The organism is Massilia sp. BGA-UO-ETr-WB1, assembly GCF_059567845.1.
The window spans coordinates 545,445-558,030 of the sequence record NZ_JCAQOT010000023.1; the positions used below are offsets into that span (position 1 = coordinate 545,445).

Genomic DNA, 12,586 nt, shown 5'->3' on the forward strand with positions numbered 1-12,586 from the left:
TAGTCCGTTGTGTCCGACTGTCTGAACGGCAGTTTTAGGGCGGCTTCGGCCGCCCGCTTTTTTACCCGATATTCACATCAATGGAAGCAAACATGAGATTCAAAAAGCAGATCGGTATTCTGGCGGCCGCAGTGGCCATGTGCTACGGCTCCGCACTGGCTGCGGACGCAGACGCCCAGCCGTGGATGAACGCGCAGCTGGACCCGGCGCAGCGCGCCACCCTGGCGGTGGGCGCCATGACGCTGGACGAGAAATTGAAGCTGGTCTACGGCTACCTGGGCAACGACATGGAGAACAAGAAGACCAAGCGCCCCGAGGAGGCGCACATTCAATCGGCCGGCTTCATCTACGGCGTGCCCCGCCTCGGCATTCCGCACCTGCGCGAAACCGACGCCGGCCTGGGCGTGGCCAGCCAGGGCGGGCCGAATGTGCGCACCGCGACGGCGCTGCCGTCCGGCCTGAACACGGCCGCCACCTGGGATATGAAAACCGCCTACGAGGGCGGCGCCATGATAGGCGCGGAAGCGCGCGCATACGGCTTCAACGTGCTGCTGGCGGGCGGCGTGAACCTGATGCGCGAGCCGCGCAACGGCCGCAATTTCGAGTACGGAGGCGAGGACCCTCTGCTGGCCGGCAAGATGGTGGGCGCGCAGATCAAGGGTATCCAGTCCAACCGCTTGGTTTCCACGCTGAAGCACTTCGCGCTGAACGACCAGGAGACCGGGCGCACCACGCTCAACGTGAAGATCGACGACCAGGCCAACCGCATGTCGGACTTGCTGGCCTTGCAGATCGCCTACGAGGAGGGCAATCCCGGTTCGGTCATGTGCTCCTACAACCGCATCAACGGCGAGTACGGCTGCGAGAACAGCTACCTGCTGACTGAGGTGCTGAAGAAGGACTGGGGTTTCAAGGGCTGGGTGATGTCGGACTGGGGCGCGGTGCACAGCACCATACCGGCCGCCAACGCGGGGCTGGACCAGCAGTCAGGCATGCCGTTCGACCTGGCCGACTACTTCGGCCCGCCGCTGAAAGAGGCGGTGCTGAACGGCTGGGTGCCGCAGGCGCGCCTGGACGACATGGTGCGCCGCATCCTGCACGCCATGTTCGAGCACGGCGTGGTGGACCACCCGGTGAAGCCGGCCCTGGACAGTATCGACTTCAAGGCCAACGCCGCCGTGTCGCTGAAGGACGCGCAGGAGGGCATGGTGCTGCTGAAGAACAGCGCCAGCCTGCTGCCGCTGAACAAGGCCGTCAAGCGCGTCGCCGTGATCGGCGGCTACGCGGACCGGGGCGTGATGGCGGGCGGCGGTTCCTCGCTGGTGTATCCGGCCGGCGGCAACGCCGCGCCGGAGCTCACGCCCAAGACCTGGCCCGGCCCGGTGATGATCTACCCGTCCTCGCCGCTGAAAGCCATCCAGGCGCGCCTGCCCAGGGCGGTGGTGGCCTACAACGATGGAACCGATCCCGCAGCGGCGGCCAGGCTGGCGCGCGAAAGCGACGTGGTGCTGGTGTTCGCCACCCAGTGGACCGGCGAAGGCTTCGACATGCCCAACCTGTCGCTGCCCAACAAGCAGGACGAGCTGATCGCCGCGGTGGCGGCGGCCAACGCCAAAACGGTGGTGGTGCTGGAAACCGGCGGCCCCGTGACCATGCCGTGGCTGCCCAAGGTGTCCTCGGTGCTGGAAGCGTGGTACCCGGGCACCAACGGCGGCGAGGCGATTGCCGGCGTGCTGTTCGGCGAAGCCAATCCGTCCGGCCATTTGCCCGCCACTTTCCCGGCGTCCGAATCGCAGCTGCCCCGTCCCGCGCTGGACGGTTATCCCGAAGTGGCCGACAAGCGCTTCGATGTCAACTATCACGAAGGCGCGGCGGTCGGCTACAAGTGGTTCGACCTGAAGGGGCTGAAACCGCTGTTCCCGTTCGGCCACGGCCTGTCCTACACCGAGTTCGCCATGTCGGACCTGGCCGCCGGCGTCAAGGACGGCCTGCTGCGCGCCTCGTTCACCGTGAAGAACACGGGCAAGCTGGCCGGCAAGGAGGTGGCCCAGGTTTACGTGGCGCCGCTCAACGCGCGCTGGGAAGCGCCCAGGCGCCTGGCCGGCTTCCAGAAGGTCGACGTGAAGCCGGGCGCCAGCGTGAAGGGCGCCGTGACGGTCGATCCGCGCCTGCTGGCCATGTATGACCCGGCCAGCAAGACGTGGAAAGTGGCCAAGGGCGACTACAAGGTGATTCTCGCGGCCGACGCCGCAGCAGCGGCCGGCAGCAAGGCCGTCAGCAAGGTGGTGCACCTGGAGGCCGCCGTCTACGACGTGAACGGCAAGCCGCTGAAGTAGCCAAAACCGCTGGGAGAGCGCGATGAACACGACTGAAATATTCTTGCTGGCCATGCTGCTGATTTTCACCGTGCCTTACCTGGTGTGGCGGCTCGGCAGGACCGACTATGTGGCGCCGCTGGTGATCGTCCAGATCATCGGCGGCGTGCTGCTCGGTCCCGGCGTGCTGGGCGCGGCCTTCCCGGAATATCACCGGTTCGTGTTCACGCCCGCCGTCATGCAATCGCTGAACGGCATCGCCTGGTGGGCGGTCATGCTGTTCGTGATGATCGCCGGCATAGAACTGGACCTGAAAAAAGTGTGGCAATACCGCCGCGAGAGTGCCGCCACGGCGGGCTTTGCGCTGGGCGTGCCGCTGCTGTTCGGCTGCGGCGCCGCTTTGCTGCTGCTGGCCTACCCGGGCTGGATCGGCCCGAAAGGCAAGGACTGGCAATTCCTGCTCGGTATCGGCATGGCGTGCGCGGTGACCGCGCTGCCGGTGCTGGTGCTGCTGATGGAAAAGCTGGAGATCCTGCGCCAGCCGATGGGCCAGCGCATCCTGCGCTACGCCAGCCTGGACGACGTGGCGATCTGGGGCGTGCTCGCCATCATCCTGCTGGACTGGGAGCGGGTTGGCCGCCAGGCCGGCTTCCTGCTCGCCTTCGCCGTGCTGACGGTGCTGTTCCGCCGCCTGATGGTCCGGCTGGAGGAGGGCGACCGCTGGTACGTGTCGCTGATCTGGCTGGCGGCCTGCGGCTTCGGCGCGGACTGGGCCGGCCTGCACTACATGGTCGGCGCTTTCCTGGCCGGCGTGGTGATGGACGCGCACTGGTTCGAGCAGCGCAAGATGGACATGCTGTTCAAGCACGTGCTGCTGGTGCTGATGCCGGTGTTCTTCCTCAGCACGGGCTTGCGCACCCAGTGGGACATCGGCAGCTATCCGGTCTTCTTCGCGGCAGGGCTGATGCTGCTGGCCTCCGTGGGCGGCAAGCTGGCGGGCGCCCGCCTGGCCGGCAAAGCGCTGGGCTGGAAGCAGGGCGAGGCCTCGATTATCGGCTGGCTGCTGCAGACCAAGGGGCTGATCGAGATCATCTTCGCCAACATCCTGCTGGACAAGCAGATCATCAGCAGCGAAACCTTCACCGCGCTGCTGCTGATGGCCTGCGCCAGCACCATGCTGACCGTGCCCGTCGTCCACCCCAGGCTGAACCGCGCGGCCCATGCGGGCCTGCTGCGGCAGGCCAGCTCGTAAAGATGCCCGATAGAAAACGCCACAGCCGGCCTGTGCTGGTATGATGCAGTCAGCCCGCCCGCTAGAGGTGTGGCACTGAGACCTTAACGCACGCATCATACGCACCATATGCAAGAGTTCTATAAGAAGGCGCTCCAGGCACTGGTTCTTCTGCTGGTTGCCGACGCCCTGGTTGCGGCTTTTTTCATTTATCAGAGCTACCAGACCGTCACCCTGCTGCCCGCGCACAAGGGGGGCGTGCACTGGCGCTATGTCGGCCATGCGGACGACGGCACCTCCAGCGTCCGCGTCGGCGATCCCACGGGCGACGTGCTGCGCTTCGACCTGCGGGTGACCAACACCGCGACCTATCCTTTCGCTTCCGTCGGGCTGGAGCTGGACGATGGCAAGGGCAAGCCGGCCCTGGCGGACTGGACCAGGTACTCCACCGTCACCTTCCTTGCCAAGTGCACACCGTCCAATTCCATGGTGTTCGCCGTGTCGACCTTCGACGACAACGTTTCAAGGCTGGGCGAATTCCATACCTACCGCTCGCCCGGAACTTATTTTTCTTGCAATGGCCGCGGCGTGCCGGTGTCGCTGGACATGACGCGGCTGACCATACCCGACTGGTGGTTTTCCAACATGAAGCTCGACCTGACGCACCAGGGCTACTCGCTGAACAAGGTGGGCAAACTGCTGTTCGGCACCAGTTCCAGCAGCCCCCGCCTGGTTGATTCCCATGTGGAAATAAGCGAACTCACGCTGCGCGGCCGGGATTACCGCTATATCGCCGCGCTGGGCGTTATTCTGCTGGCGGGGTGGAGCGCATTCGGCATCTGGTTTTTCCGGGCCCACGCCCGCGCACTGATTGCCAGCCTGGATTCCCGGCTGAAAATAGACTTGCCGCTGGTAGCCTATCGTCAATTGACGCTGGAGCCATATAAGGACAAGGAAAAGGCGTCGGTGCTGCGCTTTATCGCCACCAATTACACGAATACCGAATTGGACCTGGAGTGCGTGGTCAATGGAACAGGCGCAAACCGGAATAAGGTGAATGAATTGCTGAAGACCGAACTCGGCATGACTTTCACCAGCTACCTGAATAAACTGCGGCTGACCGAAGCGGCCCGGCTGCTGGCCGAGAAAAACAGCGCGGCGGTGGCGGAAATCGCTTATTCGGTCGGCTATGCCAACGTGTCCTACTTTAATAAACTGTTCAAGGAAGAATACGGTTGCACGCCGAAAGCCTTCCGCTCTCTTGCTAATCAGCAAGCACAACCGGCCGAGCATCCGTCCGGACTGCCGCTCCCGCCCGTGGACGCCGCCAGCTAGCGGGTTTGCACTCCTTGCACTCCCTGCAGAAGTAATCGCAATTTCTGCACTGTGATAGAAATCCTTGTATAGGCGTTATCGCCCCTGCCGCCCCAGGCAATATGCTTTGGTCGTGGGTTAGCTTCCGCTACCTGCTGCCGGTCCACTATACAAGGGTGATATCCGATGATCGACCGTATCCTGCGCGCTCGCGCCTGTAAAACACGCCTTTCCCCCAATTATGCATCCCCGCGCCAGCGGGCGGCGTGAACTCGCCGCGAATAAATGTTTTACCGACGAGGCGCTGCCATAAAGCGCCCGGCATAAAAAAAGCAGTAGAGGAGGAGACGTTGCATCTCAAGCCAATATGCGCGCTGCTGTCCACGGCGTTATTGCATGCATTTTCCGCGCAGGCGGAAACCTATCAATGGGATTCAGTCGCCATGGGCGGCGGCGGATTTGTATCCGGCCTGATTCCCAGTAAATCCGAACGCGGCATTATTTATGCGCGCACCGACGTCGGCGGCGCCTACCGCTGGGATGCGCGCGCCGAGCGCTGGGTGCCGCTGCTGGACTGGGTGTCGGAAGCGCAGGTCGGCTACCTGGGCGTGGAATCGGTGGCGGTCGATCCGAAAAACGCCGGCCATATTTACATGATGGCGGGCACGTCCTATTTGAACGGCGGGAAAACCGCCATCCTGCGTTCCCGCGATTACGGCCGTACCTTCGACATTGTCGATGTGACAAAACAGTTCAAGGCGCACGGCAACGGCATCGGGCGCCAGGGCGGCGAACGGCTGCAGGTCGATCCGCTGGACAGCAATGTGCTGTACGCGGGCACCCGCAGCGACGGCCTGTTCAGGAGCACGGACGCGGGCGCAAGCTGGAAGCGCCTGGCGTCCCTGCCGGTAACGTCCACGCCGAACGGCAACGGCGTCAACTTCGTGCTGGCCGGTCCCGGCCGGCGCGTGGTCGCCAGCGTGTCGCGGCCCGATAGCGTGGGGCCGAACCTGTACCTCAGCCAGGACGGCGGCGCCAGTTTCGAACCCGTCCAGGGCGGGCCGGCCGGCTTGATGCCGCAGCGCGCCGCGCAGTCGCCGGAGGGCAAGCTGTACATCACGTACGCCAACGGCGCTGGCCCCCATCCCTACGGCGGGGAAGCCATGGACCGGGGCCAGGTGTGGGAGTACGACGGCGCCAACGGCAAATGGACCGACATCACGCCGGCCGGCGCCAAGGGCCCGTTCGGCGGCATCAGCATCGACCAGGCCGATCCGCGCCGCCTGGTGCTGGCCACCACCAACGTCTGGCAGCCGCAGGGCAAGGGGCAGGGGAACGGGCAAGCGCCGGCGCAGGGCGACCGCATCTACACCACGCGCGACGCGGGCCGCAGCTGGACCGACGTGGTGGCGCGCGGTTTCGCCATGGACCCGCGAGGCAAGGACTGGATCGCCGGCAGCTCGATCCACTGGACCGGCGACGTGCAGTTCGATCCCTTCGACGGCAAGACCGCCTGGGTCATTTCCGGCAACGGCGTGTTCCGCACCACCGCCATCGACTCTCCCGCCGCCGCCTGGCGCTTCGAGACCGCCGGCATGGAGGAGACCGTGCCGTTCTCGGTGATCGCCTTGCCCAGCCGGCAGCTGGCCACCGCCATCGGCGACTACGACGGTTTCATGCACAGCAGCCCGGCGCACTACGGTGCGCGCCACAGCCCGGCCATGGGCACCACCACCAGCTTGGTGGCCAGCGCCGACGGCCGCGTGCTGGCGCGCGCCGGCAACGCCATCTACCTGTCCGCCAACGGCGGCGCCGGCTGGAGCAAGGCGCCGGCCGTCAAGGGCGGCTTCGGCCAGCTGGCCCTGTCCGCCGACGGCCGCGTGCTGCTGCACAGCCCCGCCGGCATGTCCGCCACCTACCGCTCCGACAACCAGGGCGCCGGCTGGAGCGCCGTCGCCGGGCTGGGCATGCGCGAAGCGCGCCCGGTGGCGGACACGGTCAACCCGCTCAAGTTCTACGCCTACGACAGCGCCGGCGGCCGCATGCTGGTCAGCACCGACGGCGGCGCCTCCTTCGCCCCGCAGGGCCGCCTGGCCGCCGGCGGCTCGAAGATCCTGGCCGCCACGCCGGGCATCGAGGGCGACGTGTGGGCCTGCCTGGCCGGCGGCGGACTGGCGCACACCACCGACAGCGGCGCCAGCTTCCGCAAGATCGCCGCCGTCGGCGGCTGCGGCGCGGTCGGCCTGGGCAAGGCCGCGCCCGGCGCCGGCTACCCCACGCTCTATATGTGGGGCACGGTGGGCGGTGTGCGCGGCATGCTGCGCTCCACCGACAAGGGCGCCAGCTGGGTGCGGATCAACGACGGCGCCCACCAGTACGGCGGCCCCGGCAACGGACAGCTGGTTGCCGGCGATATGAATACCTACGGCACCGTCTACATGACAACGGCGGGCCGGGGCATCGTGTACGGCAGGACAGCCGGCACGGATGGCGACGTGCCCGTCACCGCGATAGGGACGGGTCCAGCTTTATAAAAAAAGAATAGAAATTCAGACCGGAGACCAAGACCATGAAAACGAAAGCACACCGGATTGCCCTGCTGTTCAATGCAAACAAGAGTTTTGACCGTGAAGTCACCGCCGGCATCGCCGCTTACCTGGGAAGTACGCGCGCAGCCTGGGACTTGTTCCTGGAAGAGGATTTCCGCCTGCGCCTGGCCGGCATCGAGCGCTGGCAGGGCGACGGCATCATCGCCGATTTCGACGATCCGGCGGTGGCGGAGGCGCTGTCGCGCTGCAGCGTCCCGGTGGTGGCGGTGGGCGGCTCCTACGCCGAGAACGCCGACTATCCGCGCGGCGTGCCCTATGTGGCGACCGACAATTTCAAACTCATCAAACTGGCGCGCGACCACCTGATCGACGTCGGCCTGCACCGTTTCGCCATGTTCAGCCTGCCCAAGGCCAGGGAAAACCGCTGGGCGCAGGAGCGCGAAAACGCCTTCCTCAGCCTGATGCAGGAAGACCAGATGGAAGCGGAGATTTTCAGGGGCTGCGAAACCAGCGCGTCGTCGTGGGACGAAGCGGTGCAAGGGCAGATCGCCTGGCTGCGCAGCCTGCCCAAGCCGGTCGGCATCATCGCCGTCACCGATGCGCGCGCGCGCCAGCTGCTGCAGGCCTGCACCATCGCCGGCATCGAGGTGCCGGAGCAGGTGGCGCTGATCGGCATCGACAACGATCCGCTGGTGCGCATGCTCACCCGCATCCCGCTCAGTTCCGTGATCCAGGGCGCGCAGGAGATGGGCCGCACGGCGGCGCACTTGCTGGACCAGATGCTGCACGGGGTGCGCCTGGCGGACACCCGCATCCAGGTGCCGCCGGCCGGCATCAACGTGTTCGCCTCCAGCCAGCACCAGCCGGTCAAGCATCCGCACGTGATGCGGGCGCGCCATTTCATCCGCCAGTACGCCTGCCAGGGCATCAAGACGCACCAGGTGGCCGAATACGTGGGCGTGTCGCGCTCGTCGCTGGAAGCCTACTTCCGCCAGGAGCTGGGCTGCAGCGTGCACGACGTGATCCTGCGCTTCAAGCTGGACGCGGCCAAGGCCGGACTGGAATGCGGGGAGCGCAGCATCGCCGACGTGGCACTGGGCTGCGGCTTCACGTCCACCCAGTATATGCACCTGGTGTTCAAGCGCGAGCTGGGCTGCACGCCGCGCGCCTACCGCGACCGCGCGCTCGGCGAGAGCGCAGCGGCTTGACGCGCGGGCGCCGACATCGGCGCCCGCATTCGCGCCTGCGTCAGTACCGGCGCCTGGCCAGCTCCCCGGCCGCCGCGCCGGACGGGTACACCGACTCCTCGGTGGTTACCCATTTCGGCACGCGCCGGCCGGCCACCACGTCGCGCGCCAGCTGCATCAGCTGGGGGCCGATCAGCGGGCTGCATTCGACCGCCACATTGAGCTTGCCGGCGGCCATGGCTTCGAACACGGCCCGCGAGCCGCCTATCGCCACCACCAGCACGTCGCGCCCGGGCTTCAGGCCCGCTTCCTCGATGGCCTCGATGGCGCCCATCGCCATCTCGTCGCCGTGCGCATACAGCACATTGATATGCCTGCCCCCGGCTTTCAGCCAGGCCGCCATGGCCTGTTTGCCGTGCGCGCGCGACAGTCCGCCGCCCTGCGCATGCAGCAGCTTGAGTTTGGGATGGGCGGCAATCGCCTGCGCGAAGCCCTTGCTGCGGGCGAGGGCGGCGGGCGAACCCGGTGCGCCCTGCAGTTCCACGATGTTGAACAGGGTGTTCGGCGCGGCGGCTGCGCGCGCGGCCAGCCAGCGCCCTGCGCGCCGGCCCTGCTCGGCAAAGTCCGAGCCGATGAAGGCGGCGTACAGGCCCATGTCGCCCGGCGCCACGGCCTGGCCGGTGACGAGCACGGGGATGCCGGCGGCTTTCGCTTCGCGCAGCACCTCGTCCCAGCCCGATTCGGCCACCGGCGAGAACGCGATCAGGTCGACTTTTTGAGCAATGAAGGAGCGGATCGCCGCGATCTGGCTTTCCTGCCTGTTCCCGGTTTCGGCAAACTTGAGGGTAATGCCTTCCAGGGCGGCGGCGGCCTTGATGGAGGCGCTGTTGGCGTTGCGCCATGCGCTGTCGTTTCCGGCTTGCGCGAAGCCGATCACCAGCGCTGAGGATGATGCAGCCGCAGCCGGGGCAGGGCAGCCGGCCGCCGCGATGAGGGCGGCGGCCAGCAGCTTCCTGCGGAACGGATTCATGATGCTTGCCGGCCGCCTTGCCCGCGTCCCGCGCTTACCACCAGCCGCTGTAGATCGCCGCCAGCGTCACGCCGATGACCGCCGAGCCGAGCGCAAAGGCGCCGTCCACGCGGAACAGCGAGGTGTCGATATGCAGGTGCCTGGACACGCCTTCGCGGCGCGCTTCGGCCATTTTGCTGATCAGCACCATGCCGGCGACGACGAAGAAGAACACGATGAACATGCGGTCCAGGAAGGGGATCTCGGCCACGCCGGCATCGGTCACCTTGGCGAAACCGATCGGGATCAGGAACGACAGGTCCATCATCGTCGGCAGGAACTTCAGCACGATGGAGCCCACCAGGCCGCCCACGGTGGCGAACATGGCCGCGCCGGCGGTGGTTTTCTTCCAGAAGAAGCCCATCAGGAACATGGCCAGGATGCCGGGCGAGACGAAGCCGGTGTATTCCTGGATGTACTGGAAGCCGCCTTTCTTGTCGATGCCCAGCATCGGCGCGATGAACACCGCCAGCGCCATGGCCACCACCACGCTCACGCGGCCGATCCACACCATGCGCTGTTCGTTGGCTTCCTTGTTGAAGTTTTTCTTGTACAGGTCGAGTGTGAAGATGGTGGCGATGCTGTTGGCCTTGCCGGCCAGCGATGCCACCACGGCCGCCGTCAGCGCGGCGAAGGCGATGCCCTTCAGGCCCGATGGCAGCAGGTTCAGCAGGACAGGGTAGGCGCGGTCGGGATTGACTTCACCGCCGTGCTGCATCGCGGTGCCCAGCACGCCGGCCTGGTCCAGTACATACGCGGCAATGCCGGGCAGGACCACGATGATGGGCATCAGCAGTTTCAGGAAGGCCGCGAACAGCAGGCCTTTGCGGGCGGTCGGCAGGTCGGCGCCCAGCGCGCGTTGCGTGATGTATTGGTTGCAGCCCCAGTAGTTCAGGTTGACGATCCACATGCCGCCGATCAGCACCGACAGGCCGGGCAGGTCCATGTAGTTCGGGTTGTCGCGCGCGAGCACCATGTCGAAGTGGCCGCCGGCGCGCACGAACAGTTCGGAGAAGCCGGCGATCGCGCCCTGCTTGTCGGCCAGCGCGGCCACCATGTCGAGCGCCAGCCAGGTGGTCACCAGGCCGCCGATCACCAGGCAGGTCACCTGCACCACGTCGGTGTAGCCGATCACTTTCATGCCTCCCAGCGTGATGACGGCGGCGAACACCGCCAGGAACAGCATGCAGGGCAGCAGGGCGATGCCGGACAGGCTGCTGATGGCCAGCGCGCCCAGGTACAGGATGGAGGTCAGGTTGACCACCACGTACAGGCCGAGCCAGAACAGCGCCATGGTGGTGGCCACGGCCTTGCCGTAGCGCTGCTCCAGGAACTGCGGCATGGTGTAGATGCGGTTCTTCAGGTAGACCGGCATGAAGAACACGGCCACGATCACCAGCGTGGCGGCGGCCATCAGCTCATACACGGCAATGGCCATGCCGATCTTGAACCCGGAGCCGCTCATGCCGATGAACTGCTCGGCGGAGATGTTGGAGGCGATCAGCGAGGCGCCGATCGCCCACCAGGTCAGGGAGCCTTCGGCCAGGAAGTAGTCGTGCGAGGCCGAACCGGAGCCGGCTTGCTTGCGCCGGTAAACCCAGATGCCGTAACCGGCCACCAGGACAAAGTAGAAGAGGAAGACGATCAGGTCGACTGTTGAAAAGGTGCTCATGAAATGCTCACGGTGAATAGGTTGTCTCTGGGCGGGCGGCCGTGCTGTGCACCGGGCCCCTTTTGTAAAATCGGCAAAGGGAAAATCTTAGACGACATGGGCCTGTGATTTCCAATATGACTTTTGCATGCAGCTATATTGTTTCGGCATGGATCAGCTCGTTCAAGCAACCCGCTGCGCTCGCATTATTGCCCAAGACCGGCCCCCGTAAACGCCTTTGCGGGGCAGTTAGCCAGAATCGTTCCGCCCCTTGGTGATTTTCGTAATTGATAGGCTGTGCCGGCGATTGCAGAATGGCATGGTGCCGTTCTCGTACAGGAAGCCCCGCATTTCAATGATGACCAATCCCTTTCCCGGCACCGTGGCCGAGCCGGACCAATACCGCGTATTTACGCTCAAGAACGCCGGCGACATGGCGGTGACGATCAGCGAACGCGGCGGCGCACTGCGCTCGTGGCGCACGCCGGACCGTTACGGCCGCATGGCCGACGTGCTGCTGGGCGGGCGCAGCGGGGCCGGCGTCGTGGCCCTCTGGCAAGGCCGCCAGACCGGCGCCGGCGTGGCCATGCTGCTGACGGCGCCCGGCGGCGCACCCGGCCTGCTGGTCGACTACCGCCTCGATTACCGCCTTGACGACGACGGCAGCCTGACCATCGACTACCACGCCACGGCCCGTTCGGCGGCCCGCCTGGAGGCCAAGCCGCATACCTGTTTCAACCTGAACGGAGGCGCCGCCGACGTCGGCGACCACATACTGCAGATCGACGCCGACTATTACGTGGAAATGGATGCGGAGGGCACGCCGGCCGGGGTGGCCGCGGTAGGGGGAACGCCGTTCGATTTCCGCCAGCCGGCGCCCATCGGTCCGCGCCTGAGCTGGCCCGACAGGCAGATCCACCTGGCCGGCGGCTTCGATCATTGCCTGTTCGTGGGCAGCCACTATGCCGGCGGGCAGGGCGCGCTGCGGGAAGTGGCGCGCGTGGTCGATCCCGGCTCCGGGCGCTGCCTGCAGATGTACACCACCGAAGCCGCCGTGCAGTTTTGCGCCGGCATGCGCCCCCCGGGGCGCGGCCAGGTCCAGGCTCAGATCCAAGGCCAGAGCCCTGCGCTGGGCCCGGGGCCGGACGGCTTCTGCCTCGACGCCAATGCCCGTCCAGGCCTGACCAGCGCAGCCTGGCCGCATGTCATCCTGCACCCGGGGAAAGCGTACCGGCAGACCACGGTCTACCGGCTGTCGCTGGAAGCTTAG

Annotated in this window: 8 protein-coding genes; 6 read left to right on the top strand and 2 right to left on the bottom strand. The window is 66.1% G+C overall.

Annotated elements, in window-relative coordinates; all coding sequences use genetic code 11:
* Positions 1-92 precede the first annotated feature (92 nt).
* The 5 genes from AC56DV_RS10975 to AC56DV_RS10995 all read left to right on the top strand — a co-directional run bounded on the left by AC56DV_RS10975 (position 93) and on the right by AC56DV_RS10995 (position 8,617).
* Entirely contained in the window at positions 93-2,336 is a 2,244-nt protein-coding gene (locus AC56DV_RS10975; protein ID WP_496314306.1) for a glycoside hydrolase family 3 C-terminal domain-containing protein, read from the top strand.
* Between the two features lie 22 nt (positions 2,337-2,358).
* A complete protein-coding gene (locus AC56DV_RS10980; protein WP_496314307.1) occupies positions 2,359-3,567 on the top strand; it encodes a cation:proton antiporter in 1,209 nt (402 codons plus the stop codon).
* 108 nt (positions 3,568-3,675) lie between these two features.
* On the top strand, positions 3,676-4,881 hold the full coding sequence (locus AC56DV_RS10985) for a helix-turn-helix domain-containing protein (RefSeq protein ID WP_496314308.1): 1,206 nt from the start codon (positions 3,676-3,678) through the stop codon (positions 4,879-4,881).
* Positions 4,882-5,210: 329 nt separating this feature from the next.
* Entirely contained in the window at positions 5,211-7,394 is a 2,184-nt protein-coding gene (locus AC56DV_RS10990) for a WD40/YVTN/BNR-like repeat-containing protein (RefSeq protein WP_496314309.1), read from the top strand.
* Positions 7,395-7,429: 35 nt separating this feature from the next.
* The gene (locus tag AC56DV_RS10995) at positions 7,430-8,617 is read left to right on the top strand and encodes a XylR family transcriptional regulator (RefSeq protein WP_496314310.1); all 1,188 of its coding nucleotides are present in this window, start codon (positions 7,430-7,432) and stop codon (positions 8,615-8,617) included.
* Positions 8,618-8,657: 40 nt separating this feature from the next.
* Here AC56DV_RS10995 and AC56DV_RS11000 read toward each other — a convergent pair whose 3' ends face one another.
* Positions 8,658-9,626 (bottom strand): ABC transporter substrate-binding protein, encoded by a 969-nt coding sequence (locus tag AC56DV_RS11000; protein ID WP_496314311.1) that lies wholly within the window; start codon positions 9,624-9,626, stop codon positions 8,658-8,660.
* Between the two features lie 34 nt (positions 9,627-9,660).
* A complete protein-coding gene (locus tag AC56DV_RS11005) occupies positions 9,661-11,337 on the bottom strand; it encodes a sodium:solute symporter family transporter (RefSeq protein ID WP_496314312.1) in 1,677 nt (558 codons plus the stop codon).
* A gap of 334 nt (positions 11,338-11,671) precedes the next feature.
* Between AC56DV_RS11005 and AC56DV_RS11010 the strand changes: the two genes are divergently transcribed.
* Complete coding sequence (locus AC56DV_RS11010) at positions 11,672-12,586, top strand: aldose epimerase family protein (RefSeq protein WP_496314313.1); 915 nt, start codon at positions 11,672-11,674, stop codon at positions 12,584-12,586.